We start from the raw sequence: 26439 nt of genomic DNA on the forward strand, positions 1-26439 counted from the left end.
ATTCCTCAGAACAGGTGGGGGATCTGCGTGCGCAGGGCCGCGACGAAGATGGCATAGAACGCGGCGACCACAAGGACCGAGTAGATCGTGGCCGACCTCCAGGACTCACCGCCGAGGTGCTTCATCCACACGAAAGACAGCAGGAGCGCGGGAATCTCGAATCCGATGAGCGGCAGCACAGCCACGAAGATCGCGAGACTGACCACGCCCCAGACCACTGCCATGGAGTACGACGTGAACTTCTCACCATCCCCTCCTCTCCGCCCAAGGAAGATCTGGGCGGCCGAGAGAACCGCGGCGATCAGGGCCACTGCGAATGGGAAGAACCCCGGCCCGGGGTCGACCAAGGACCCCAGACCCAAATTCCACGAAAGCGCCATCCCCGCCAGCCCCAGACCTCCGGTCACAAGGCAGGAGACGAGGTTGGCCAGGCCTCCGCTCGGGGCAGGGCCTTCGGATTCCCAGATGGACACCAGTTCCTCCGGCGTCTCCGCTTCCTCGAGCCTGAGGTTCTCACCAACAGGATCGCGGATCTCATCCGATGCTCCAGCGGTGGCTGGAGAACTCTCGATTGTCGGGGTCGCGCCATCCGCCGGCCCGGGATCGAGCGGCATGTCGGCTGGCCTGTTCGAGATCATCGTCATCCTCAATCGGAGAGATCGATCTTGTGCTCGTCGACGAGCTTCTTGTACTGATCAGCGAGCGCGGACCACTCCTCGGCGATCTCGTCACCGGAGACTTCGTGCGGAGTGAGGAGGTTCTGCTCATTGAATTCCTTGTACTCCTCGGTGGCGAACGTCGCCTTGAAGGCGTCATCGAGCTTCTTGATCACCTCGTCGGGAGTGCCTTTGGGAGCGACCATCGCCCGGTACTGGGACACGGGAATGTCGAATCCCTCCTCGGCCGCGGTCGGCACATCGTCGAGGAACTTGTTGCGTTCCTTGGAGAAGACGATGATCGGCACCAGCTTGCCTGCGTCGATGTGCGGCTTCGCCTCTCCGAGCTGCACGGTGGAGAGATTCACCTGATTCCCCAATGTCGCAGTCACAGCCGGCGCACCGGAATCGAAGGGGACTTCTGTGAACTCGATTCCCAGCTCAGCCAGCAGCAGGCTCTGCGCCAACTGCGATCCGGTGCCCACACCCGTCGTGCCGAACGAGAGAGTGGAATCGCTCGACTTGACGTCGTCCAGCGTCTTCACTCCGGCGTCGGGGTTGGCGACCAGTACGTAGTCATCCTGCGAGATACCGGTGATGACTTCGAAGTCATCGATGCTCACTGCTTCCTCCTCTCCCACGGCCAAAGGTGTGATGGTGATGAGGGAGGCGTTGAGTGTTGCGATGCTGTATCCGTCGGGCGCAGCGGCGGCGACTTCATTGGCAGCCAGAGCGCCATTGGCACCGGGCTTGTTGACCACCGGCATGGACTGCCCGAGCTCGGCCGACGCACCTTCGCTGACAGCACGGGCAATGAGGTCCGTCGACCCTCCCGCCGCCGCTCCAACAGTCACAGTGACTTCCTTCGTGGGATAGTCGGCGGCGTCTCCACCGCCGCCGGCGGCCACGTTGCCGCCGCATCCGGACAGCACCACTGCGAGGGTCGAGGTCGCGGCGAGCAGTCCCGCCGCCTTTCGCTTCATGATCTTCATGTCAGTCCTTTTCAGTCGGCTCTGCCGACACGTCCGTGTGCCTCGTCGAGCTCCTGTTCAGTGAGCCTAGAAAGCACCATTGATATTGTCTATGCTGATATCTGCATGGAATAATGCTCGGAAGGTATCGATGTACACCCTGGATCAAGTGCGATGCTTTGTGGCGGTCGCCGACCATCTCCATTTCGGAAAAGCGGCCGAGGAACTGTCGATGACGCAACCGCCGCTGAGCCGACAGATCCAGAAACTCGAACGGTTCGTCGGGGTGACCCTCATCGAGCGCGACAACCGCCGTGTCAGCCTCACCCCCGCCGGAGAGGCTTTCCTCGTCAACGCGCGAACACTGCTCGCCGTCTCCGATCGTGCCCCTCGCGATGCCCGACGAATCGCCTCGGGCCAGTGGGGCCGACTCAGCATGGGCTTCACCGCAGCCAGTGGGTTCGGCATCCTCGGAAGCCTGGTATCGGTGATCGAGGACCGACTGCCCGGGATCGATCTCGATCTCCACGAGATGGTCACGGGCGACCAGCTCGAGAACCTCGCCGAAGGACACATCGATCTGGGAATCGGTCGACTGGAGGTGACCCCGCCCGAGATCGAGTCCGAGCTCCTCCTCGCCGAACGCCTGCTGCTCGCGGTGCCCGAGGCGCATCCTCTCGCTCAGCTCGACCGCCCGCTGCTGAGGTCGGACGTGACCGGCCAGCCTCTGATCCTGCACTCGGCGACGAAGGCCACGTACTTCTACAACCTCATCGTCCGCCACTTCCCGATCGATCGCCACATGATCAAGCACTCGCTCAGCCAGGTCCTCACCATGGTCAATCTCGTCGCGGACGGGCACGGCATCGCCTTCGTCCCCGAATCCACCTCGTTGCTGCGGATTCCCGGCGTTCGCTACCTCGAGTTCGCCGACCTCATGGACGACATCGTCGAGCTCAAGGCCCTGTGGAACCGGCAGTCCCGCAATCCCGCACTGCAGCGGGTCCTCTCGGTGATCCGAAGCTGACCAGCCGCGCAGACGACCTGCATGCCCCCCGCCCGTCACCCACGGCTTCGGCGGAGTTCACCTCAGGGAGCCCCCGGACAGCATCCTGAGACACGTGGACGATCGATTGTCCGGGAGGTAAAGGTCGATTCGAAGCGGTGAAATCGATCCTTACCTCCCGGGAATTCGGCTCTCGACTCGTGACCCCACTGAGCCTCGGCCCGGTCGGACGCGCGGCCTCTCGGCGACTCTCGATGACGAGTCACGTGCCGGCGCCGAGGTGGTCCCCAATCTGCCGTTCCAGCTCCGCCAGGTTCGTCCTCGCGGTCACTCTGAAAACGACCCAGCCCAGTCTGCGCAGACCTTCGTCCCGCCTGATGTCACTGTCCCACTGCGCAGGGGAGGATCGATGGTGGTCTCCCTCGTACTCCAGGGCCAGGCGCCTGTCTCGATATCCCAGATCAGGTTCGATCACCCGATTGAGATACGGGCTGAAGATCCTCGGGTGGACCTCCGGCTCTGGGAACCCGCGCGCGACAACCCAGAGCCTGAGCCTGGTCTCCTGTGGAGAGTCCACGCCCGACCGGACCATGCCGAGGGCGCGCTCCAGCTTCTGCCTCTGACGCAGGTACTTCCGACCGATGACATAGCCGCGCAGTTCCTCCAGCCTGTAGATCGCCGGTCCATGCCAGGGTCCGACCATTGCGTCTCCCACGGCAATCAGCTCGTCGACCGTGAGCACCTCTGCCAGGTCGATGAACATGTCGGCCGGGCGACCGAACGGCAGCCCGATCCACCGTTCGACCGCAGTGCCTCGGTGTCGATATGCCCGGATACCCGTCCTGGCGATCTTCCTGTCCCAGTCGGTGGTCACGAGATGAAGCGCACTGTCATGTGCCCGATTCGGCAGGGGCATTCCGAGCAGCCGCGCCGCCGTGAAGCAGGCGGCCCCGATTCCTGACACAGCCATCTCGGCAGCTCGCAGCCGAAGACTCTCCTCCATCCACGCGGAATCAGCCCACACGGGCGTCCAGAGCTCCTGCCGTTCACGCGGATCCGAATGGACGCCCCTCACCAGCGGAGCGAATCGCGAATCGAAGCGGAGCCGGTAACGGCTGATCCCACGATTGGCTGCCTCGCGGGTGCGAAAGAGAACCGGGTAGTCACGCAGTTCGTAGAGACCGTCCATACCTGCCGATGGTCGTCCTCTTCGTCCCTGAGCTGAAGCCATTCGCAAGTGCCTGTGGATACACAGGTGCCCATCCACCGGCCAGTGCACACGAGTGACGACATGCGATGGCACGCATCATCTCCGATCTGTCGCGTCCGAGTCAGTGGAGGGCCGACCCGCGACGGCTGGACAGCCGCTTCGTCCACAGCCCACCGAGCCCGAGTCCGCTCGGTGCAGCAGGTGCGCCGCCGCCACCGCGAGGCGCACACGGTGTCGACCGTGAACGCGTTCGCGTTCGCGACCGCGTTCACGACTCCGGGATTTTCAGGGAGCTAAAGGCCGATTTCCAGCGGGGTTTTCGACCCTTACCTACCGGAGAACCACCCGGCCGCGCCGGAGGCCCACACCAGACACTCAGTATTCGCGCCGGAAGCGGCCGGGCACCCAGGTACAGCGCCGGCCGGACGCGCCCGCCGGACACCCAGCTGCCTCCCCGCGACCGGAGCTGAACCCTGCCCTACCCTCCGGCCTGCTGCTTCTTCGCTCCCATCGCGAGCCGGGCGATGTCGCGGAGGACACCGAGCTCCTCACTGCGCTCGAGGACCTGGCGCAGCTCCGCGGCCGCCTGGGTGAGGAGACCCCGGTAGGCGCCGGCGACGTTCTCCGGCTCCCTCGACAGCGGATAGGACACGCAGATCGCGAGCACCGTGGAGCCGACGGTGAAGGCGACGCTCGCCGAGGCGGTGCCGGTCACCCGCGCCTGCTTCGTCGCGTAGAACTCCTGCGGGTTGCCGGGCCCGCACAGGGCGAGTGCCGCCGACCCGCCGTCGACCAGGGGCAGGATCGTGCCGACGCTGCGCGAGACCCGCAACTCGTGGTCGGCCTCGGCGGTGCGCACGCACACCCGGTCCTCCCCCACCCGCACCCACAGCTGCACGGACTCGCCGGTCAGCGACCGCAGGTGCTCGAGCACCGAGGTGGTCGTGGCGATGCTGCGGCGGCCGGGGAACGGGCCCAGCCGCAGCAGGCCCGATGAGTCGCGGACGATGAACCGGTGGGCGCGCAGGTCGGCGAGCAGGCGGTACGTCGTCGACTTCGAATAGCCGAGCCGCCGGCACACCTCGGCGGCGGTCATCGGTGTTTCCTGGAGCGCCGTGAGGATCGCCGCGCTGCGATCGATGACTCCGATCTCCTTCATACGACCGTGACATCCGTGAGCAGCTGCCGCCGGCGCACCCACCAGCGGAAGACGATCGGGGCGACGATGCCGAGCACCATGAGGATGACGATGGCCAGCGACAGCGGTCGCGTGACCAGCGGCAGGAACGATCCCCCGGAGATCTGGAGCATCCGGCGGAAGTTGTCCTCGAGCAGCGGCACGAGGACGAGCGCGAGGATCGACGGGGCCAGCGGGATCCCGCCCTTCTCCATGAGGTAGCCGATGACGCCGAAGATCCCGAGGAGCCCGAGCCCGAAGAGGCTGAACTCGATCGCATAGGCGCCGATGACCACGAGCACGAGGATCGCGGAGAACAGGATCTCCTTGGGCATCTTGAGCAGCTTGACGAAGACGCCGACGAGCGGCAGGTTGAGGACGATGAGCGCGATGTTGCCGATGTACATGCTCGCGATGATCGCCCAGATGAGGCCCGATTCCTCGCGGAAGATCAGCGGCCCGGGCTGCAGTCCGTACATCGTGAAGACGAACAGCAGCAGCGCCGTGGTCGCCGACCCGGGGATGCCGAGGCTGAAGAGCGGGACCATCGCACCGCCGACGCCGGCGTTGTTCGCGGCCTCGGGTCCGGCGACGCCTTCGATCGCGCCGTGGCCGAACTCGTCCTTCCGCTTCGAGAGCCGCTTCTCCATGATGTAGGACATGAACGAGGCCAGCGAGGGCCCGACTCCGGGCAGCACCCCGATGATGAACCCGAGCACGGAACCCCTGGCCCACGGACCGGTCGAGCGTCGCCAGTCCTCCCTCGTCATCCACTTGTCACCGCCGAAGCTCTGGATCTCCTCCTTCCCGCCGCGCCCGAGCGCGAGGTTGCGGATCGCCTCGGGGATCGCGAACAGGGCCATGGCGAAGATCGTGAAGTCGATGCCGTCGGAGAGCAGGCTGATGCCGAACGTCTGCCGGGGCAGACCGGTCTGGAAGTCGAGGCCGATGAGGCCCACGGCGAGACCGATGAACACGGAGATCAGCGCCTTGATCCGCGATCCGGAGGACATCGTCGAGGCGAGCACGAGGGCGGTGGCCATGAGGAGGAAGTACTCCGTGGCCCCGAACACGGTCGCGAGCTCGACGAGCACCGGTGAGAGGAAGGTGAGTCCGATGATCGCCAGCGTCCCGGCCAGGAACGACCCGATCGCGGCGGTCGCCAGGGCGGTCTTCCCCCGCCCCTGCCGCGCCATCTCGTACCCTTCGATGGCGGTCACCGCGCTCGAGACCTCACCAGGGGTTTTGATGAGGGTGGCCGTGATCGACCCGCCGTACATCGAGCCGTAGTAGATGCCGCAGAGCAGGATCAGCCCGTGCATCGGCTCCATCCCGAACGACACCGGGATGAGGATCGCGATCGCGGAGATCGGCCCGATTCCCGGCAGCACGCCGACGACCGTTCCCAGCAGCACGCCGAGGAGGGCGAACGCGAGGCTGGCCGGCTGGAGTGCGGTGGCGAATCCGTTGCCCAGATCGACGAGAGTGTCCATGCCCGCCCCCTAACCGAGGATCCCGACGGGCAGGTAGACGGCCAGCCCGTAGACGAATGCGAAGTACACGACGGCCGAGAACAGCACCGAGAAGATGAGGTTCCGCAACCACCGATCGGGAGCGTAGATGCTCGTCAGAGCCATGAGGAAGGCGGCCGTCGCGAGCAGGAACCCGACCGGGATAAGGATGGCGAGGTAGGCGAAGAAGAGGGCGAACTGGAGCACGACCCGCCTGGCCGCGGGCTCCGCCGGTGCTTCGATGACGACCGTGCTCGCCGAGGCGGCGTCGTCCCGTGAAACCGCTGAGGCGGCATCCTCGTCCCGGATCCCCGCCGAGGCGGCGCCGCCCGGGAGCTCGGACGCGTCGGGGACGTCGGCGGTCGGAAGACCGGCTCCCGCCTCGGCGCCCTTCCGCACGAGGGCGGTGACGACGAGGGCCCCGCCGAGGAGGATGAGGGCGATCCCGACGATCGCGGGGAACGTCGCGGGGGTGATGATGTCGTCGGTGCGCTGGATGGCGAACGTCGCGCTGTAGTAGACGACGCCGATGACGACGATGACGCTTCCGGTGATGATGTCACCTCGGCGGGCTGCGGTCAGGGACCGGACCATGGTTCGAACCTTCTGCTCAGGGGATCGACGGGACGGCACGGCCGGTGGCGGACCCGCGGGCCCCGCCACCGGCCGAGCATGCTCACTTGCTGCCGATGTCGGTTTCCTTGACTCCGGCCTCGACGGTGGTCGCGGCCTCCTCGACGTACTGCTGGGCGTCCTCGCCGGTCCGGAACTCCGGAGCCCACTGGTTCTTCTCCAAGGTGTCCTTCCACGACGCGGACTCGGACATGTCCTTGAGCGCTCCGGCCCAGAAGTCGACGGCGGCCTGCGGCATCTCGGCGGGGCCGTAGACGCCGCGCCAGTTGCTTAGCGTCACGTCGTAGCCGGAGTCGACGGCGGTCGGCACCGAGTCGAAGGGCGCGGCGAGCGGCGCGTCGGCGAAGGTGACGAGCGGCTTGATGTCACCGGATTCGAGCACGGAACGGAACTCGCTCATGCCGGCGATGGCGACCTTCGCATCGCCGTTGAGCATCGCGGTGGTCTGCTCGCCGCCTCCGTCGTAGTTGACGAAGTTGATGTCGGCAGGCGAGACGCCTGCCTCCTTGGCGAAGAGCGCGAACGGCAGCGTGTCGTCGCCGGCGGCAGCGACCGTGACCTTCTGCGGATCGTCCTTGAGGGCCTTGACGAGGTCCTCGACGCTTGCGATGTCGCTGTCGGCCGGGGTCACGACCATGAAGTCCTCGACGTAGAGGGTCGCGATGAGGGTGGTGTCCTGGGGGCCGTACTCGCACAGTCCGCGGGCCTTCATCGTCTGGCTGGCCAGGGAGGTGACGGCGACCTGGTCGTCCTTGCCCTTCTCCTGCTCCATCATCGACGTCATCCACGTGCAGCCCGTTCCGCCGGGGCGATTCTGGACGGGCAGCGGGGTGGAGACGATCTTCTCCTTCTGCAGCGATTCGGTGATCGCGCGGGCGGTCGTGTCCCAGCCCGAGCCGGGCTCGGCGGGCGCGCTCACGGTGACCGGCCCGCTCGGGTAGTCGCCGCCGTCGCCGGGAGGCTGGGCCTTCTGCCCGCATCCGGAGAGGATGAGCGTCACCGAGGCGAGGGCCGCCCCGGCCGCGAGTGCCGCGGATTTCCTCGCCGAGGTGCCCCGGCGGTCTCGGGTGATCGTCGTTGATCGCATGGCTTGCTCCTTAGAATTCTTCAGGGTTGTCGGTGGCAGTGGTGTCCGGGCCGTCCGGTCGATCCACGCCGAGGTGGTCGCGGAGTTCCGCGTTGTGCTCGCCGGGGGCCGGCACGTCGCTGCGCAGGCCCAGCCGTCGCCCGTCGAGGGTGAGCGGCAGCAGCGGGAGGTCGATGCGCGGACCGTCCTCGGCCTCCGATGGCGGGGGCAGGCCGGTCGAGGCGAGCGCCCCCGAGACGACGAGGTGCTCGTCGGCGGTGAGGTCGGCCGGGGTGTTCACCCGGGCGACGGGCAGTCCGCGTCGGGTGCACTTGGCCTCGATCGCGTCGAGGTCGAGTGCCGACAGCGCCGACTGCAGGGTCCGGTGGATGCGATCGCGCTGGTCGACGCGCCCCTGATTGTCGTCGAGGTCGGGGTCGGCGAGCAGGTCGTCGAGGCCGAACTCCTCGCACAGGTCGCGCCATTGGCCGTCGCTGACGGCGGCGACGAAGATCTGGCTGCCGTGGCGATCGCGGAAGATGTCGTAGACGGCCCAGGTCGCCATCCGCGTCGGCATCGGCCGCAGGGGTTCGTCGGTGAGCTGGGCCTGGGCCATGTGGGTGCCGACGAGGAACGCGTTGTTCTCGAACAGCGCAGAGTTGACGACCTGTCCGCGGCCGGTCCGCTCCCGCAGCCGCAGGGCCGAGAGGACGCCGATGACGCCGAACATCCCGCCCATGATGTCGTTGACGCTGGCGCCGGCGCGCAGCGGCTGACCGGGCGGACCGGTCATGTAGGCGAGTCCGCCGAGCATCTGCACGACCTCGTCGAGCGCAGCGCGCCGGCCGTAGGGCCCGGGGAGGAACCCCTTGAGCGAGCAGTAGACGAGACCCGGGTTGCGGGCGGAGAGCTCCTCGTATCCGTATCCCATCGACTCCATCTTCCCGACCCGGAAGTTCTCGAGGAGGACGTCGGCGGATTCGATGAGGGACAGGGCGGTCTCCCGGTCGCGCGCCTCGGCGATGTCGAGCTGCACGCTCTTCTTGTTCCGGTTGAACGCGGGGAACAGTCCCGAGCCGGAGCCGGGCAGGTAGCGGGTCTTGTCGCCTCTGCCGCGGGGTTCGACCTTGATGACCTCGGCGCCGAGGTCGGCGAGGATCATCCCGCAGCTCGGGCCCATGACCATGTGGGAGAACTCGATGACGCGGATGCCGGTCAGGGGCAGGCTCTCGGCGGTGACGGCGGAGGCGGGGCTCACCGGGACGCGCCCTGATAGGCCGCGGGGGCGGCGGGGATCTGGGACAGGCTCGAGCTCAGCTCGTGGCCGACGGCCTCGATGAGCGGGGCCCTCACCTCGGCGAGCGCCTCGGGGTCGACGCCCGTGGCCACTCCTTCGCGGTGGAGCAGGTGGACGAGGTCGTCGGTGCCGATGTTGCCGGCGGCGCCGGGAGCGAACGGGCAGCCGCCGAGGCCGCCCATCGCGGCGTCGAAGGAGGCGACACCGAGGTCGAGGGCGGCGACGACGTTGGCCATCCCGAAGTTGTACGTGTCGTGAAGGTGGAGCCCCAGGGGTGTGCCCGGGAACGCCTCGAGCACCGCCGAGGTGTTCGTCCGCACGAGGGAGGGGTGGGCGTTGCCGATGGTGTCGGCGATGCCGATCGCCGCCGCTCCGGCGTCGACGAAGGGCCGCAGCACCTCGACGAGGTTCTCGGCCGGGGTGATCCCGTCGAAGGGGCAGATGAAGCTCACCGCGGTGGTGATGTCGAAGCGGATGCCGTGGTCGCGGGCGCAGTCGGCGGCGTCGAGCAGTCGCTCGGTGGCCTGGGCGATCGGGGCGTCGGAGTTCGCGCGGGAATGGCCCTCGGAGGCGGAGAGGACGAGCTTGATGTTCTTCGCCCCGGCGTCGGCGGCGCGTTCGGCGCCCTTGCGGTTGAAGACGAGCGTGAAGAACTCGACGCCGTCGTCCTCGTACGGGCGGAGCCGGGTGAGGAGGTCGTCAGTGTCCGCCATCTGCGGGACCTTCTTCGGGTTGACGAAGGACCCGACCTCGATCTGCCGCAGTCCGGCGGCGATGAGCCGCTGGGCCAGGCGCACCTTGACGTCGGTGGGCACCATGGCCTTCTCGATCTGCAGCCCGTCGCGCAGAGTGGTGTCGAGGATCGTGACCGCCTGTGGCCGAACCATTCGTGCTCCTTGCCGGAAGACCTCAGTCCCGGTCCGTGGGATCGAGGAGGTGATGGGCGGGCGCTTCTTCGCGCGCCCTACCCATGAATAGCACAGAGCTCCCGGTCAGCGGTACATCAGAGGGTCGGATCGTGAGAACAGGGCGCGAACTGGCTGCAGTTGGTCCCGTTTAACGGGACCGGGCTGGATGGTCGTCGGCTCTTCCTCGTCCGTGCGTCCCAGGCCGAGCCGGGCGAGCACTTCGGCGGTGTGCTCGCCGAGGTCGGGGCCGAGGTGATCGATGGGCAGCGAGCGGCCGCCGATGACGGGAGTGATGCCGGGGAAGGCGACGTCGTGCAGGGTCTCCTCGCCCGTCGAGACGTCGAGGTGCTGGATCATCCCGCGGGCCGCGAGCTGCTCGTCGGCGACGAGGTCCTCGGCGGTGCTGATCGGCCCGGCGGGCACCTCGGCGGCCTCCATGACCTCGAGGACCTCGGCGACCTCGCGGTCGGCGCACCACCGGCCGATCGCCTCGTCGAGGTCGTCTCGCCTCCTCCAGCGTCCCGCATTGGTCTGCAGCTCGGGATCCTCGGCGAGGTCGGGACGGTCGATGGCGGTCATCAGTCGCTTGAAGATGGCGTCGCCGTTGCCCGCGATGACGACCGACTTCCCGCCGGCGCAGAGGTACCCGTTCGACGGGGCGATGCCCTCCATCCGGCCCCCGGTGCGGGTCCTCACCTCGCCGAACGCCGAATGGTCGGGGACGAGGGATTCCATGACGGAGAACATCGCCTCGTTGAGGGCGACGTCGATCGCGCGGTCGGCCAATGACGGGCGGTCACGGGGAGCCGCCGCGGCGGTCGAGGGATCGTGGGCAGTCGCCTCGGCGGTCAAGGCATCATGGGCAGCCGCCTCGGCGATGGCCCTTCTCCGGCGCTCCCGGTCGAAGAGCATCATGCACGCACCGAACGCGGCCTGCATTCCCGCGATCGAATCGCCGATCGAGACGCCCACGCGCACGGGCGGGCGATCGGGGTCGCCGACGAGCTCCCGGAAGCCGGAGTACCCCTCGGCGACGGCGGCGAAGCCGGGACGCGCCGACATCGGGCCGGTCTGGCCGAAGGCGGAGATGCGCACGAGGACGACCTCGGGGTTGACCTCCTCGAGGACGTCGGGGCCGAGCCCCCACCTCTCGAGGGTGCCCGGGCGGAAGTTCTCGAGCACGATGTCGCTGCGACGCACGAGTTCGAGCACCGCCTCGCGCCCCTCGTCGGACCGCAGGTCGAGGACGACGGACTTCTTGTTCCGGTTGATCGTCCGGTAGAGCAGCGAGGTGGTGCCGCGTTTGAGCCGCCAGTTGCGCAGTTCGTCGCCGGTGCCGGGGCGTTCGATCTTGATGACCTCGGCGCCGAAGTCGGCGAGCATGCGACCGGCAGTCGGAGCCGCGATGTAGTTGCCGAGCTCGAGGACGCGCACTCCGCGCAGCGGTCGGAGTTCGTCGTGCTCCGCCGGATGTTCGGCCGTGTCACGGCGCTCCTCGTGCTCTGCGCTTCTGTCGGCATCCATGTCGACCTCCTTCGTCCGTGGCTTCGTCGACATCGTGCCAGATCGTCGTCCTCCCGCGCGTCGGTCATCCGCATTGTCAGACGCCGCTGCGGTGCCCCGCGGGGAGGATAGCCCGCGAGCATCACGGTCCGACGACGATAACTTGAGCAGTGAGTGGGAAGATCCTGAGAAACATGAACGCACTCTGAGTCTTCTGAAAACATCGTGTAATAAACCGCCCTCGCTGTTGCGTTCCCCTGCGGCGGTGCCGAAGACTGACGGCCAAGTCGCGACAATCGCGGCGGTCATCCACCACCAAGGAGGCATCACCATGGGTATCGAAGACTACGCAAACCAGGCGAAGGACGCGCTCAACTCCGAGCAGGGCCAGGAATTCGCGAACCAGGGCCTGGACCGGGCGGCCGATGCGGCAGACAACGCCACCGGCGGAGAGCACTCCGACCACATCCAGCAGGGACGCGACGCCGCGGGTGACTTCCTCGGTGGTGGCGGCGACAGCGGCCAGCCCGAAGAGGGCTCCGAGGGCGACGGCGGCTTCGGCGAGCAGCGCTGACCCGCACCTGAGGCACTGAGGGGCCGGAGCTTCGCACAGCTCCGGCCCCTCTCCTGTGTCCGCCGGTCGCGGTCGATCGTCTTCGGGCACCTCGTCGGTGGTCCGGCCCGTGGTCAGTCGGCGACGCGCGACCCGTGGTCAGTCGGCGACGCCGCCGCATGGTCAGTCCGTGACCGTGACCAGCTGCCGGTGGCGGCCGAGACCGTCGATCTCGATCTCGACGACGTCGCCATCGGCGAGGTAGGGGAACCTGCCGGACATCGCCACTCCCTGGGGCGTCCCGGTGAGGATGAGGTCGCCGGGCTCGAACGCCATCGCCTGGCTGAGCTGGTGGACGATCTCGCCGACGGAGAAGATGAGGTCACGGGTGGTCGACTCCTGCCGGACCTCCCCGTTGACCCAGCTGCGGATGCCGAGGGATCGGGTGTCCACCTCGGCGGCGGGGCGCAGGACCGGTCCCAGCGGCGTGAAGCCGGGGAGGTTCTTGCCCTTGGACCACTGCCCGCCCGATTCCTCGATCTGGAGCCTGCGCTCGGACAGATCGTTGGCGAGGACGTAGCCGGCCACGTGGTCGAGGGCCTCCTCCGCCGAGGCGACGCGGAAGGCAGGGGTGCCGATGACGAGCCCCAGCTCGACCTCCCAGTCGGTCTTGGTCGCGTAGGGCGGGAGGACGAGGGCGTCGTGGGGTCCGACGATCGTCGAGGGCATCTTGAAGAAGACGACGGGGGCCGTGGGCGGTTCAGCACCGGCCTCGCGGGCGTGCTCGGCGTAGTTCATCCCCACGCACACGACCGACGAGGGTCGGGCGATCGGCGCGCCGATGCGCATGTCCGCCGCGCCGTCGAGCACCGGCAGCTCTCCTGCGGCCAGCGCCGCCTCGACCTTCTCGATGCCGCCGTCGGCGAAGAACGCCGAGTCGATGTCACCGGTGAGGGGGCGCAGATCGAAGTAGGTCTCGTTGCTGTGGACGGCCGGGATCTCTTGGCCGATCGGTCCCAAACGCAGTATCTCCATACGGTTCCCTTCCTGTGTCCGCACAGGCCTGTCGGGCCTGAGTCGCGGCCACGGCCGGGACGGGAACTCGCATTGCGCTGCCCTGCGTCACCTCCACCGCACCGTGGTCGCACTCCTCACCGTAGTGGTATCCCATTCTCCAAGTTGGAATGGTTCAAGAATTGGACACGTTCTTTGTCGGCACCAGCAGAACCTGGACTGCGCCTGCGCGAAGGCTGAGCTTCAGAATCCGACCTACCCGGCCCCCTTCAAGCCCAACAGCGCGCGGCTCAGCCCCTGCCGGGGCCGAGCACTCCGGCGGAGTAGTCCTCCTTCGCCCGGCGCGGGACGACGACGACCGGCACCGGCGAGTTCTGGAGGATCTTCACCGCGTGCGACCCGAGCGCCACTCTCTTGAGGACGCCGAGGCCGGAGGATCCGAGCATCATCACCTCGGGCTCGTCCCAGCTGACGCCGCCCAGCGCCTGCCCCCAGCTCGCACCGGTCCCGACTTCGACGTCGACGGACTCGGGCCGTGCCGGAAGCTGCTCGATCTCACTGAGGATCTCGGCGATGTCCTCGCGGATCGTCGCCTTCCACTCGTCGATGAGCTTCGCCTCGACCTCGAGGCCGATGCCCGCCGCGGAGAGCACCCGCGACCGCGGGGCGAATGAGGCGATCCGCAACGGCACACCCGCCTCGGCGGCGACGACGGCGGCACCGAGGATCAGCTCCGCCGAGGTGGACGAACCGCTGTACGCGGCGGTGATCCTCTGCAGCCGCGCCCCCGCCTCGGCGGTGAATCCCTCCGGTGCCAAGGCGACGGGAAGCTCAGCGGAGTGGAGGAGACCCGACGACACCGATCCCAGGTGGACCCGGTCGGCGGGGCCGTCGGCGGCGGGACCGACGACGAGCCGGAGGGCTTCGAGCCTCTCGCACATCTCGAGCAGCCCGCGGCGGGAGGACACCGCGTCGTGGACATGGGTTGCGACCACGACATCATCAGGGACCAGTGAGCGGGCCTCGTCGAGCGACTCGCGAGCGAGTCTGCGGATGTGCGCCTGGTAGTCGGCGCCGACGCTGATCCGGCCCGGGGGCCAGGCGGCGGAGTTGATCGACGCCAGGTCGAGGTCCTGCGAGTAGGAGCGGGCCAGGACGATGCCCAGCTCGAGCGCCGCCCGGTTGTCCTGACCGGGGGCGATTCCGACGACGATGCTCACAGCCCATTCCCCTTCGAGTCGCTCCTGCCTGCCGCCTCGGCGGCGGCACGCTCTCGGCCCAGCACCGAGCTCCTGCGTCCGAAGACGAGGTACAGGGCCAGGACGACAGCGGTCCAGACGAGGAACACGACGATCGTGATCGGCTGCAGGTTGCTGATGATCCAGAAGCAGCCGATGATCGACAGCACCGGCAGGACCGGGTAGAAGGGGACCTTGAATCCGCGTTCGAGGTCGGGCTCGCGCACGCGCAGGATGATGACCGCCAGCGACACGACGACGAAGGCGACGAGGGTGCCGATGCTCGTCATCTCGGCGAGGAAGTTGATGGGGATGAAGCCGGCCATGACGGCGATGACCGCGGTGACGACGATCGTGCCCTTGACCGGGGTCAGGGTGCGCGGGTTGACCTCCTGGAAGAGCCTCGGCATCATGCCGTCGCGCGACATCGTGAAGAGGATGCGGGTCTGGCCGTAGATCGAGACCAGGGTGACCGAGAAGATCGAGATGACCGCTCCCGCGGCCACGACCGTGCCGGGCCAGGTGGAGCCGACGATGGTCTCGAGGATCGCCGACAGGCCGGCGTCCTGGCCCTCGAACTCCTCCCACGGCTGCGCGCCGAGCGCGGCGATGGCGACGAGGATGTAGACGGTGGTGACGATGAGCAGCGCGCTGATGAGGGCCAGCGGCATGTTCCGCTTCGGATTCTTCGTCTCGTCACCGGCCGTCGCCACGGCATCCATGCCGACGTAACTGAAGAAGATGATGCCCGAGCCGGCGATCACCCCGCTGACCCCGAAGGGCGCGAAGTCGGAGAAGTTGTCGGCGTTCCAGCCCGTCACCCCGACGCAGACGAAGAAGAGGAGCACGCCGACCTTGGTGCACACCATGATCGTGTTGATGACGACGGACTCCCCCGTCCCGCGCACGAGGAGGAAGCAGCACATCGCGAGGAGGAGGATCGCCGGGAGGTTGACGATCCCGCCCTCCTCCGGCGCATAGGCGAGGGCGTGCAGGATCTCGAACCCGAAGAGGTTGAACAGCAGCTGATTGACGTACTGCGACCAGCCGACCGCGACCGCTGCGCCGGCGACGCCGTACTCGAGCAGCAGACAGGCCGCGACCCCCATGGCGGGGAGCTCGCCGAGCGTGGCATAGGCATAGGAGTAGGACGAACCGGAGACCGGGACGCTGCCGGCGAGCTCCGCGTAGCAGATCACCGCCAGTCCGGCCACGATGCCGGCGATGACGAACGACCAGATCACGGCCGGGCCTGCGACGGGAACCGATTCCGACAGGATGAAGAAGATCCCGGTCCCGATCGTCGATCCCACGCCGATCATCGTCAGGGAGAACAGGCCGATCGTCCGCTTGAGATCGCTGCCCGCCTCCTCGGAGTCCCGGGGAACGGGTTTCACCCGGAAGAGCTGTTCACGCAAAGTTGCCATCATCGTCTCCAGACATCGTCGTCAGTCCCGAGCGCCCGGGTCGGCGGAGTCCGCCGGCCGCGATTGCCGCCTGCCGGCTGTCGGGCCGCCACCTCGAGGCGCGAGCTTCTCCAACTGTAGGACACTGCCGCGGATCGGCGTCGCTTCGGCGCGAATCAGGAGGAGTATCCGGGCGACGCGCCGGGAGCGGCTGCGTGAGTTGCCGCGCGAAAGGCGGCGTGAGTCGGCGTGCAGGCCATGGCACGATGCGGAGGAACTTTATTCAACCAAAAGGTTGACATTGGCGACCGTCGGGCCTAGATTTGTTCTCAACCACAAGGTTGATAACAGGAGGCGTCATGGCGGATCAGTTGTCGAAGGTGTTCGCCGCCCTGGCGGATCCGACACGCAGGGACATCGTGGCCCGGCTCAGTCGCGGAGACGCGACGGTCGGCGAGCTCGCCGAACCATATGACGTGAGCCTGCAGGCGGTGTCGAAGCACCTCAAGGTCCTCGAGGACTCGGGGCTGGTCACCCGCACCAGGCAGGCCCAGCGCCGACCGGTCCACCTCGAGGACAACGTGTTCGATCTGATGACGAAATGGATCGAGCGCTACCAGCGCCAGGCCGAGGAGCGATACCGACGCCTCGACTCCGTACTCGCCCAGATGCAGGCCGACGAGTCCGACGGCGCTGCCGCTGCCCCCGAGACCCCCACCTCGGCGAAGGCGGGAAGCACCACCTCACAACCGCAGAGAACACGCAAAGGAGCATGACATGACCACCACCCCCGAAACCGCAGGCGCCAGCGCTCACCCCACCACGCAGCTCGACGTCCCCGAGGGCACGCAGTCGCTGTCGATCACCCGCGACTTCGCGGCGACGCCCGCTCAGGTCTTCCGGGCGCACACCGACCCGGAGGTGTTCATCAAGTGGGTCGGCCCGGATTCGATCGCGAGCACGATCCGCGAGTGGAACCCGACGACGGGCGGGAACTGGAGCTACGTCTCGACCGACGACTCGGGCGAGTACGGCTTCTACGGGTCGTTCCACGAGGTGCGGGAGAACGAGCGCATCGTCCAGACCTTCACCTTCGAGGGGTACCCGGACGGCGTCAACCTCGAGATCCTCACCCTCACCGATCTCGGCGACGGCCGGACCCGGCTGCAGTCGACGGCGGTCTTCGACTCGGTCGAGTCCCGCGACGGCATGGTCGCCTCCGGCATGGAGACGGGCATCGTCGAGGGCTACAACAAGCTCGACACGATGTTCGCGAACGGGGAGATCTGAGAACAGACCGCCCGGGCTGACCGGCGGTCGGCCCGAGCGTCACGGACTCCTCCCTTGAATCGACCCGACGTCACAGATTCGACCCGGCGCCGGGTCGAATCTGTGACGTCGGGTCGATTCAGCGGCCGGCGGCATACCCCTGGGCGCCGCGCGGATTGGCCGCCGCACCCAGCGCTCCCGTGGTCGGGTCACGAGTCACGCAGGAGAGCCGCCCGAGCTCCCAATCGCCGGCCCTCGTGACGACGTGACCGCGTGCGATGAGCCCGTCGATCACACCGTCGCCGAGGCGGTCCTCGACGACTGCTCCTCCCGGCACCCAGGTGCGCGGCCAGAAGGATCCCGCGAGCGAAGTGGTGTGGAACGCCGGGGCGTCGATCGCCTGCTGCGGTTCATGGCCGCCGACGAGGATGCGCAGGATCATCAGCAGCTGCCACTGCTCCTGCTGGTCGCCGCCCGGGGAGCCAAGGGCCATGACCGGCTCACCGTCCCTCGAGATCAGCGTCGGAGTCAGGGTCGTGCGGGGCCGCCTTCCGGGGACGAGCGCCGAAGGCGACGACTCGTCGAGCCACATCATCTGCAGCCGGGTGCCCAGGCAGAATCCGAGTTCCGGGATCACCGGCGACGACTGCAGCCAGCCGCCCGACGGGGTTGCCGAGATCATGTTGCCCCACTTGTCGACGACGTCGATGTGGCAGGTGTCGCCGTTGTTGACGCCGTTCCTCTGCACGGTGGGCTCGCCCAGGCCCGCCTTGAGCATGGCCTCCCCGTCCACGTCCGCGGTGACGAGCGGCGGGGTGAAAGGAGCGCCGGCGCCGTTCCTCCCGCTGCCGGCCCGGAACTCCAGCGACGACCGTTCGGTGATCAGGGCTCGCCTGGTCGTCGCGTACTCCTCGCCGAGCAGCCATTCGAGGTCGACGTCCCCATCGCCGTACCAGGAGTCGCGATCGGCCATCGCGAGCTTGATCGCCTCGAGGATCGTGTGCGCGCCGATCTCGGTCGAGGGGTCGAGGCACTCGTCGTCGAAGCCATCGAGGATCCGCAGCGCCTGCAGGAGCATCGGACCCTGTCCCCAGGGGCCGATCTTGGCGATCGTGTGGCCCCGGAAAACGATAGTCACGGGCTCCTCGAATCCCGCGTCGAAGCCCGCGATGTCCGCGACGGCGATCACTCCCGCGTGGTCTCCTCCGGTCGAATGCCGGTGCGGCCTGCGCACGAACTCGGCGATCGCCTCGGCGACGAAGCCGGACTTCCACTCCCGGCGGGCCGCGCGGATGCGAGCGGTTCGGCCGTCGCAGGCATCGGCGCCGGGTTCGGTGCCGGCGGAAGCTCCGTGGGCACTCGGCCCATCACGGCCGACTGTCCTCTGCCCTGCGGCGATGAGACGGCGGAGCACCTCGGCGTAGGCGTGGTTGCACACCCTCTCACCGGGTACGGGGATCCTCCCCTCGGGCATCCACAGGTCCGCCGAGGTGGGCCAGTGCTCGGTGAAGAGCTCGCTGACCCGCTCGATCGTGCCGACGACGCGGGCGAGGACCGGATGGCCGTTGTCGGCGTAGTCGATGGCGTACTCGAGGACGTCGGCCAGCTCCCAGGTCCCGTGCTGCTCGAGCAGGTGGAGCCAGGCGTCGACGGCACCGGGAACCGCGGCGGCGAGCGCGCCCGCGCCGGGCACCATGTCGAGTCCCTCGCTCCGGTAGTGCTCGATCGTGGCCCCGCTCGGCGCCGGGCCCTGGCCCATGAGGACCCTGGGCCGGGACGGGTCCTCGGCGGTGGCGACGATCCCGGTCATGTCTCCGCCGGGTCCGTTGAGGTGGGGTTCGACGACATGGAGGACGAAGGCCCCGGCCACCGCGGCATCAAAGGCGTTGCCCCCGCGCTCGAGCACCGACTGCGCCGAGGCGGTCGCCAGCCAGTGCGTCGACGCCGCCATTCCGAAGTGACCGCGCAGGGTCGGCCGCGTGGTGAACTCGGCGGGCGGGGTGAAACCGGGAGGCGGTGCAGACACGTCGGGGTCCCTTCGTCGGGTCGGAGTCATCGGTGATCGCAGTGTCCACAGTAGCCGTGGCGCGCGGAGTTGACCGCGCTGCGGCCGCTGCCGCACACCCAGGTCGGCTCGGCTGCTCACCGCACGTCCGTGCCGGCCCGGCGGCTACCGCACGTCCGTGCCGGCCCGGCGGCTACCGCACGCCGAGCTTCCTCCACACGACGATGAGCGCCGCCACGCTCATGAGACCGGCGAAGAGCACCCAGTAGGCCGGTGCCTTGGCGTCGTGGGTGACGCCGATCAGCCAGGCCGCGGCCAGAGGTGTCAGTCCGCCGAAGACGGCGACGCCGACGTTGTAGCCGAGTGACAGGCCGGTGCCGCGGGTGCGGGTCGGGAAGATGTCGCCCATGACGCTGGCCAGCGGCCCGTAGTAGGTGGCCTTGAGCAGGGAGAAGATCGCGACGACGAGGATGAGCACCGTCAGCGTGTTGCTCGCCACCGCCCAGCTGAAGAGGAACCACGTGAGGACCATGACCGCGATCGCGGCGGGGATCATCATCTTCAGGCGCCCGATCCGGTCGCACAGGTAGCCGGCGAGCGGGGTGCAGACGAGCAGCACGATTCCCGAGACGAGGGTCGCGTAGAAGCCGGCCGAGTCGTCCATTCCGAGACTGTCGACGGCGTACGTCGGGACATAGGTGATGAAGTAGTTGAGGCAGGTCGAGACCGCGATCGCGCCGATGGCGAGGATGACGGCGAGCTTGTTCCGGCGCAGGACTCCGCCGATCGCCGACTCCTTGTCCGCGGTCTCCTCCTTGGCCGCCACGAATTCCGGGGACTCGGGCACATGCCGGCGGATGTAGAGCCCGACCGGGCCCACGAGCAACCCGACGATGAAGGGGATCCTGAATCCCCAGGATTCCAGCTGCTCCTGGCTCAGCGACGTCGTCAGGGCGACGCCGATGACCGAGGCGAGCAGGCTCGACGCCGCCTGGGAGGTGAATTGCCAGCTGGCGGCGAATCCCCGCTTGGCCGGCAGGTGCTCAACCATGAGCGATGTCGCCGACCCGAACTCCCCGCCGGCGGCGAAGCCCTGGATGAGTCGGGCCAGGAGGATGAGCAAGGGTGCCGCGACGCCGATCATCGCCGCCGGAGGGGTGACGACGATGAGGAGGGTGCCGAGGAACATCAGCCAGATCGTCAGCGTCAGCGCGGGTTTGCGACCGCGCCGATCGGCGAACCCGCCGAGGACGATGGCACCCACGGGACGGATGAAGAACGACAGCGCGAAGGTCGCAAGGGCGAGCATGATCGACACCGCACGATCGTCGCTGGGGAAGAACACGGCGGAGATGTAGACGGAGAAGTAGGCGTAGACGGCGATGTCGTACCACTCCAGGGCGTTGCCGATCGAGGCGGCGGTGATGATCTTCCAGGTCGGAACCGGCTTGGCGCCGGTCGCCGCGGACTGCTCGGTGGTGGTCATTCTCCCTGTCCTTCTTCATCTGTCGTCCGTGTGCCGGAACGGCCGTCGTCCTCGGCGGTCTTCGAGGAGAACCACTCGTCCGGGTTCTCCCTCATGTCCCAGAACATCCCGGCCATGATCTCCGCACCCTGCTCGAGGATCGAACTCAGGGCGTGCTCGTTCGGGGCGTGCTGATTGCACCCGGGGTACGAATGGGGCACCCACACGGTGGGCAGTCGGAGCACCTCGGCGAAGACGTCATTGGGGATCGTGCCCCCGAGGTTGGGCTCGATGGCCGGCTTGAGCCCGGTCGTCTCCGTGATGGACCGCGCGGCGGCCGCGACGACCGCGGCCTCCGGGTCGAGCCGGGTGGCGGGAACACAGTGCTCGGCGACCACCTCGACGCCCGTGATCCCCTGCTCCTCGAGGTGGGCGCTCACTCGGGCCTCGAAGTCGGTGATGTCGGTGCCGACGACGAAACGCAGCTGCATGTGCGCCGCCGCCCTGCCGGGGATCGCGTTGTTCACCTGTGCCGGGTTGCCGGCGTCGAGGGCGAGCACCTCGAGGACGTTGTACGCGAAGACGCGTTCGGCCGGGGTCAGCCCGGGCTCGCCCCATTCGGGGTCGACGGCCGGCGCCCCGTCCTCGACGATGTCCGGCAGCTCGGCGACGGCGGCGCGCACCGAGGCGGGCGGATCGGTCGGGCGCAGAGCCGGGATCCGGATGACGCCGTGGGCATCGACGAGCGCGTTGACGGCGGCGGCGATGACGGTGGCGGGGTTGCGCAGCTTGCCGCCCCAGTTGCCCGAGTGGTGGTCGCCATCGCGTTCGTGGCAGACGAGGCTGAAGTTGAGCGCCCCGCGCGAGCCGAGGAAGAGCGTCGGCACCTCGGCGGCGATGCGGGGTCCGTCGGAGGCGAGGAAGAGGTCGGCGGCGAGCTCGTCCCGGTGTGCGGCGGCGAAGGCGGACAGCCCCAGCGACCCGGCTTCTTCCGCGGTCTCGATGAGAACCGTGACGTTGTAGCCCAGCCGCGCCTGGGCGGGGTCGGCGGCGAGCGCGCGGAGGACCGTGGCGAGAGCCAGCGAGTTCACCGTGTGCTGGCCCTTGTTGTCGGCGCTCCCGCGGCCGTAGAGGCGATCGCCGTCCTGGCTGAGCACCCAGGGATCGAGACCCTCGTCCCACTGGTCGTCGTGGGCGAACTGGACGTCGCCATGGCCGTAGAGGAGGACTGTCGGCAGGTCCTCGCCTTCGATGCGGGAGGCGATGAGCAGCGGGTGCTCGCTCGACTCCGGATTGTCGTGGATCGCCGAGGCGAAGCCCAACTCCGCGAGTTCGGGGACGATCTCCTCGGCGAGGTAGGCGCGGGCCGCGGAGCCGCCGCCCGGTGCCTGGCTCTCGGTGCGGCGGGCGACGCGGGAGGCGAGGAGGTCGAAGAACTCGCGGCTGCGGACTCTGCCGCCGGCGGTGCGGGTCACCTCGACGCGGGTCACCTCGGTACGGGTGCTGTGATCGGTCATCTCACCAGAGTGGACGTCGGCGTGGTCGGATCGGAAGACCACGGCGTCCAGCCTCCGGTGCGGATCCCGCACCTTGGCGGTGCAGTTTCTGCACCACTGGGTAGTCTGGCCGCATGACCGAGCTGCAGCCCCTGGGCACCCTCCTGGCCGTCATCGACTTCGGGTCGATCCATCTCGCGGCGAAATCGCTCTACGTCTCGCATTCGACGGCGAGCCGCCAGGTCAGAGCGCTCGAGGAGCACTACGGGACTCCTCTGCTCGACCGCTCCTCGACCGGCGTCGTGCCGACGCAGGCGGGTCTGGCCGTCGCCGATTTCGCCCGCCGCATGATCGGCGAGTCCGAACTCCTCGTCGACTCCTTCGGCGGTCGCTTCGCGCAGGTCGAGCAGCTCCACATCGTCACCACGACGGCGCTCGGTCAGACGATCGTCGCCGATGCCGTCCACGAGGTGCTCGCCGCCACTGACCGGCTCCGGATCACGGTGTCCTACGCGGATTCGCTCGAGGCGCTCCGGATCCTCCAGCGGCGACGGGCCGATGTCTGCGTGAACTTCTCCGTCTCCGGCACGGACCTCGTCGACGTGCCGGGCGTCGCGACGAACGTGCGGGTCGCCACCCGCAGCCTCGCCCTCCTCGACTCCGCGCACCCCCTGGCCGAACGCGACCATGTGAGCATCCGCGACATCGCCGAGTTCCCCCTGGCCACACTTCCCGCCGGCAACACCGTCCGCCTCCAGATCGAGACCGCGATGCGCCGACAGGGTCAGGTCCTCTCCCCCGCGCTGGAGTGCTCGTGCCCAGTCATCATGGCCAAGGCCGTGACCGGAACGACGATGATCGCGATGATGTCCGAACGCACCCTCCCCGGAGCCTTCGCCGCCGAGGCGGGCTGCCGCGCGATCCCGATCGTCGACGAGAACCTCGACCATCGCTGGATCCAGGTCCTCACGCGGTCGCCGCAGGCCTCGTCCGAGGGCGTCGACCTCCTGCTCGGTGCCCTCCGCGCACAGCTGTGACCAGCGGTTCCGCATGACCGGTCCGCCCCTGCGCCGCTACTGACCCGTCATGTGTCAGCCGGCGATTGACAGTGATCTGGACCACGCCTATCGTCTCAATCATGCTCACTCTCTCGCCTGCCGCACGGCCCCCTCGTGCGGCGCGGTATCCGACCCGGGGAGGCTCTCACCGCACCCCAGCTCCCGCGCGCACCCCAACCAGCGTGCGCATCGACACCCTCGGACACGCGAACGATTCCTGGTCGGGGGTCGCCATCGGCTGGTGGGGCGGAGAACCGTAAGGCCGACGCCGCACCCGACGGAGAGGGAGAGCCCTGCTGCTCCGCCTGATGCTCAGCCGACGCTGAGCGCCAGGCGGAATCCGGTATGACCCAGTGACGTGTCCGGGGTGACCGCGGTGCGCGCCGAGGTGCGATAGCGGCGGCAGTACGACTCATGGCACATGTATGAGCCGCCCCTGATCACCGCGCGAGCGTCAGCGGCGCCGAAGGTGCCGGTGGTCCATTCCCAGACGTTGCCCGTCGCGTTGTAGAGCCCGAAGCCGTTGGGGGTGAACGACCGCGCGGGAACCGTGCCGACGGGACCGGTCGGGGCATCGGGGAACCGTCCGGGGAAGGTGTTCATCCGCGGCACTCCCCCGGGCTCGCGCTCACTGCCCCAGGGGAAGGGCTGCTGGTCGAGGCCGCCGCGGGCGGCGAACTCCCATTCCTCCTCGGTGGGCAGACGTGCGCCGACCCAGTCGGCATAGGCACGGACGTCGCCGAGGGAGACATGGGTGACCGGATGGTCCGCGCGATCGGCCACGGACGATCCGGGCCCCTCCGGGCGGTGCCAGCAGGCCCCGGCCACCCGGCGCCACCACGGTGCCTGGGGGACCACAGCGCTCTCCTCGGCGATCGACGCGGACAGCAGTCCGCTGAACACGGTGGAATCGCCGAGGCGCTCGGCTTCGGTGCGATGACCGGTGTCGAGAACGAACGCCGCGAACTGCGCGACCGTCACCGTCGCCTCGGCGATGGCGAAGGGATCCACCTCGACGAGGCGGACGGGCCCCTCACCATCGGCGGGGTAGGACAGCGGGCTCTCATCGCCCATCCGGAAGGTGCCACCGCTCAGCCCGATCATCCTCAGGTCCTCAGGGGCCTGGGAGCTCAGGCGCTCAAGGAGGTCGCGCTCGGCACTGTCCCCGGTCGGATCGTGCGTCGGCTTCGGGCGGCGCACGGCACGGGCCTGCGCCGGATCCTGCATTGCCCTCGTCCCTCGTTCGGGACCGCAGCAGCTCATCCGCCAACCATCGATTCAGACATTGGACCACCATCGGATCTCAGTAGAAAGGCATACACATGACCACCCGTCGCCCGAACATCATCGTCATCCAGGCCGACCAGATGGCTCCGCACTGCCTCGGCGCCTATGGCGACGAAGCGGCGAAGACTCCGAACATCGATGCCCTCGCCGAGGAGGGCGCCGTCTTCGATCGCGCCTACTGTAACACCCCGCTGTGCGCCCCCTCCCGCGCCTCCATGATGACCGGGAGGATGCCCTCGCACATCGACTGCTTCGACAATGGCGACGACTTCGCCGCGTCCGAACCGACGTTCGCCCACCGCCTGCGGTCGGTCGGCTACCACACGGCCCTGATCGGGCGGATGCACTTCATCGGCCCCGACCAGCAGCACGGCTTCGAGGAGCGACTGACCACCGACGTGTACCCGGCCGACCTCGACATGATCCCCGACTGGGGCCGGTCGCTCGAGGACCGGCTCCAGTGGTACCACGACGCGGACTCCGTGTTCACCGCGGGCGTGTCGAAGGCGACCGTGCAGCAGGACTTCGACGACGAGGTGATCTTCCGCTCCCTGCGCCACCTCAGCGATCGGGTGCGGGCGAACCAGGCCGCCTCGGATGTCCGGCCCTTCCTCATGGTCACCTCGTTCATCCACCCCCACGACCCCTACGAGCCCCCGCGCGAGCACTGGGACCGGTTCGCCGACGTCGAGATCCCCGACCCCCGGCACCCCCAGGTGCCCGACGCGCAGCAGGACCCGCACACCCACCGGCTGCGGGCGATGAGCGGGTTCGACAGGCGGGAGCCGGCCCTCGACGATGTCCGGCGGGCCCGCCGCGCCTACTATGCGGCGGTCAGCTACATCGACGATCACATCGGCCGGATCCGGGAGCGGGTGGAGGAGCTCGGACTCGCCGAGAACACCGTGATCATCGTGACGAGCGACCACGGCGACATGCTCGGCGAGAAGGGACTGTGGTACAAGATGTCCCCCTACGAGCAGTCGTCCAGGGTGCCGATGATCGTCCACGGCCCCGCCGACCTCGTGTCCCCCGGCCGGTTCGACAGCCCCGTCTGCCTGCTCGACCTCCTGCCCACGCTGACCGAGCTCTCCGGCGCCCCGGCGACGGGTCCGGTCGAGGGGGTCTCCCTGCTCGAGACCGCGCGCAGGGAGCGGTCGGGGGACGCGGGGACGAGGAACCGCGACATCGTCATCGAGTACCTCGCCGAGGGGACCCTGCGTCCCCAGCTGACGATCGTCCGCGATCGGCTCAAGTACGTCTGCTGCCCCGGCGACCCCGACCAGCTCTTCGACCTCGCTGAGGATCCCGACGAGCTGCGCAACCGCGCCCGGGACCCGGAGTACGCCGAGGCGCTCGTCAGTCTGCGCGGTGTCCTCGATGCCGAGTACGACCTCGCCGAGCTCGAGACGCGGGTGCTGGGAAGCCAGGACCGGCGCCGCCTGGTCCAGCACGCACTGGGTCAGGGCCGAGTCCACCACTGGGACTTCAGCCCTGTGCCCGAGCAGCGGTACGTGCGCGGCGACTTCTGGAACGCCCTGGAGTACGGGAAGATCCCGGATCCCACGCGCTGAGGAGCGGCTTCGGGTCGGGTCCGGCAGGCTCCGACCCGCGGTCTTGCGTCTCGCCACTTGACGCACGCCTCGCCACCTGTGGAGTGCCTCGCCACCTGTCGCGCGTCGGGTCACCTGTGAAGTGGGCACGGCAAAG

At 68.4% G+C, this 26439-nt stretch carries 23 protein-coding genes; 6 read left to right on the plus strand and 17 right to left on the minus strand.

What is annotated here, in order from left to right; translation table 11 throughout:
- Positions 1–5: 5 nt before the first annotated feature.
- A complete protein-coding gene (locus tag DFO65_RS10315) occupies positions 6–644 on the minus strand; it encodes a tripartite tricarboxylate transporter TctB family protein (protein ID WP_245940610.1) in 639 nt (212 codons plus the stop codon).
- Positions 645–646: 2 nt separating this feature from the next.
- Entirely contained in the window at positions 647–1648 is a 1002-nt protein-coding gene (locus DFO65_RS10320) for a Bug family tripartite tricarboxylate transporter substrate binding protein (protein WP_113904344.1), read from the minus strand.
- Between the two features lie 130 nt (positions 1649–1778).
- On the opposite strand from DFO65_RS10320, the gene DFO65_RS10325 reads away from it, so the two are divergent.
- Positions 1779–2654 (plus strand): LysR family transcriptional regulator, encoded by an 876-nt coding sequence (locus tag DFO65_RS10325; protein ID WP_113904345.1) that lies wholly within the window; start codon positions 1779–1781, stop codon positions 2652–2654.
- A gap of 241 nt (positions 2655–2895) precedes the next feature.
- On the opposite strand, the gene DFO65_RS10330 is transcribed toward DFO65_RS10325, so the two are convergent.
- The 8 genes from DFO65_RS10330 to DFO65_RS10365 form a co-directional block, all read right to left on the minus strand.
- The gene (locus DFO65_RS10330; protein ID WP_245940612.1) at positions 2896–3507 is read right to left on the minus strand and encodes a hypothetical protein; all 612 of its coding nucleotides are present in this window, start codon (positions 3505–3507) and stop codon (positions 2896–2898) included.
- Positions 3508–4321: 814 nt separating this feature from the next.
- A complete protein-coding gene (locus tag DFO65_RS10335) occupies positions 4322–5002 on the minus strand; it encodes a helix-turn-helix domain-containing protein (RefSeq protein WP_113904346.1) in 681 nt (226 codons plus the stop codon).
- Positions 4999–6513: a tripartite tricarboxylate transporter permease gene (locus DFO65_RS10340; protein ID WP_113904347.1), complete on the minus strand. Its 1515-nt coding sequence runs from the start codon at positions 6511–6513 to the stop codon at positions 4999–5001. Before DFO65_RS10340 ends, DFO65_RS10335 begins: the two co-directional genes overlap by 4 nt.
- Before the next feature lie 9 nt (positions 6514–6522).
- Positions 6523–7125 (minus strand): tripartite tricarboxylate transporter TctB family protein, encoded by a 603-nt coding sequence (locus tag DFO65_RS10345; protein WP_245940614.1) that lies wholly within the window; start codon positions 7123–7125, stop codon positions 6523–6525.
- An 82-nt stretch (positions 7126–7207) separates the two neighbouring features.
- Positions 7208–8251 (minus strand): tripartite tricarboxylate transporter substrate binding protein, encoded by a 1044-nt coding sequence (locus DFO65_RS10350; RefSeq protein WP_113904348.1) that lies wholly within the window; start codon positions 8249–8251, stop codon positions 7208–7210.
- 10 nt (positions 8252–8261) lie between these two features.
- Positions 8262–9488 (minus strand): CaiB/BaiF CoA transferase family protein, encoded by a 1227-nt coding sequence (locus DFO65_RS10355; protein ID WP_220151270.1) that lies wholly within the window; start codon positions 9486–9488, stop codon positions 8262–8264.
- Complete coding sequence (locus DFO65_RS10360) at positions 9485–10414, minus strand: hydroxymethylglutaryl-CoA lyase (protein ID WP_113904349.1); 930 nt, start codon at positions 10412–10414, stop codon at positions 9485–9487. Before DFO65_RS10360 ends, DFO65_RS10355 begins: the two co-directional genes overlap by 4 nt.
- A gap of 105 nt (positions 10415–10519) precedes the next feature.
- A complete protein-coding gene (locus DFO65_RS10365) occupies positions 10520–11959 on the minus strand; it encodes a CaiB/BaiF CoA transferase family protein (RefSeq protein ID WP_113904478.1) in 1440 nt (479 codons plus the stop codon).
- A gap of 310 nt (positions 11960–12269) precedes the next feature.
- Here DFO65_RS10365 and DFO65_RS10370 point away from each other — a divergent pair, with 310 nt between their 5' ends.
- Positions 12270–12512, plus strand: coding sequence for an Rv0909 family putative TA system antitoxin (locus DFO65_RS10370; RefSeq protein WP_113904350.1), 243 nt, complete (start codon positions 12270–12272; stop codon positions 12510–12512).
- A gap of 162 nt (positions 12513–12674) precedes the next feature.
- Here DFO65_RS10370 and DFO65_RS10375 read toward each other — a convergent pair whose 3' ends face one another.
- From DFO65_RS10375 to DFO65_RS10385, 3 genes are all read right to left on the minus strand, one after another.
- Positions 12675–13526: a fumarylacetoacetate hydrolase family protein gene (locus DFO65_RS10375; RefSeq protein ID WP_113904351.1), complete on the minus strand. Its 852-nt coding sequence runs from the start codon at positions 13524–13526 to the stop codon at positions 12675–12677.
- Between the two features lie 269 nt (positions 13527–13795).
- Positions 13796–14725: a universal stress protein gene (locus DFO65_RS10380; RefSeq protein WP_113904352.1), complete on the minus strand. Its 930-nt coding sequence runs from the start codon at positions 14723–14725 to the stop codon at positions 13796–13798.
- The gene (locus DFO65_RS10385) at positions 14722–16170 is read right to left on the minus strand and encodes an APC family permease (RefSeq protein ID WP_113904353.1); all 1449 of its coding nucleotides are present in this window, start codon (positions 16168–16170) and stop codon (positions 14722–14724) included. The genes DFO65_RS10380 and DFO65_RS10385 overlap by 4 nt, the downstream gene beginning before the upstream one ends.
- 338 nt (positions 16171–16508) lie before the next feature.
- Between DFO65_RS10385 and DFO65_RS10390 the strand changes: the two genes are divergently transcribed.
- Positions 16509–16925, plus strand: a complete 417-nt coding sequence (locus DFO65_RS10390) for an ArsR/SmtB family transcription factor (RefSeq protein ID WP_113904354.1) — start codon at positions 16509–16511, stop codon at positions 16923–16925.
- Position 16926: 1 nt separating this feature from the next.
- Complete coding sequence (locus DFO65_RS10395; protein WP_113904355.1) at positions 16927–17439, plus strand: SRPBCC family protein; 513 nt, start codon at positions 16927–16929, stop codon at positions 17437–17439.
- A gap of 118 nt (positions 17440–17557) precedes the next feature.
- On the opposite strand, the gene DFO65_RS10400 is transcribed toward DFO65_RS10395, so the two are convergent.
- From DFO65_RS10400 to DFO65_RS10410, 3 genes are all read right to left on the minus strand, one after another.
- Complete coding sequence (locus DFO65_RS10400) at positions 17558–19369, minus strand: gamma-glutamyltransferase family protein (RefSeq protein ID WP_245940634.1); 1812 nt, start codon at positions 19367–19369, stop codon at positions 17558–17560.
- Positions 19370–19616: 247 nt separating this feature from the next.
- Positions 19617–20909, minus strand: coding sequence for an MFS transporter (locus DFO65_RS10405; protein ID WP_113904357.1), 1293 nt, complete (start codon positions 20907–20909; stop codon positions 19617–19619).
- Positions 20906–22405 (minus strand): M20 family metallopeptidase, encoded by a 1500-nt coding sequence (locus DFO65_RS10410; protein WP_113904479.1) that lies wholly within the window; start codon positions 22403–22405, stop codon positions 20906–20908. Before DFO65_RS10410 ends, DFO65_RS10405 begins: the two co-directional genes overlap by 4 nt.
- A 113-nt stretch (positions 22406–22518) precedes the next feature.
- Here DFO65_RS10410 and DFO65_RS10415 point away from each other — a divergent pair, with 113 nt between their 5' ends.
- Positions 22519–23421 carry a LysR family transcriptional regulator gene (locus tag DFO65_RS10415; RefSeq protein WP_113904358.1) on the plus strand — a complete coding sequence of 301 codons (903 nt, stop codon included), beginning with the start codon at positions 22519–22521 and terminating at the stop codon, positions 23419–23421.
- A gap of 333 nt (positions 23422–23754) precedes the next feature.
- Here DFO65_RS10415 and DFO65_RS10420 read toward each other — a convergent pair whose 3' ends face one another.
- Positions 23755–24669: a formylglycine-generating enzyme family protein gene (locus DFO65_RS10420; protein ID WP_245940615.1), complete on the minus strand. Its 915-nt coding sequence runs from the start codon at positions 24667–24669 to the stop codon at positions 23755–23757.
- Positions 24670–24764: 95 nt separating this feature from the next.
- Between DFO65_RS10420 and betC the strand changes: the two genes are divergently transcribed.
- Positions 24765–26303, plus strand: a complete 1539-nt coding sequence (gene betC, locus DFO65_RS10425) for a choline-sulfatase (protein WP_113904359.1) — start codon at positions 24765–24767, stop codon at positions 26301–26303.
- Positions 26304–26439: the final 136 nt, after the last annotated feature.

The organism is Brevibacterium sanguinis, assembly GCF_003315415.1.
GTDB lineage: Bacteria > Actinomycetota > Actinomycetes > Actinomycetales > Brevibacteriaceae > Brevibacterium > Brevibacterium celere_A.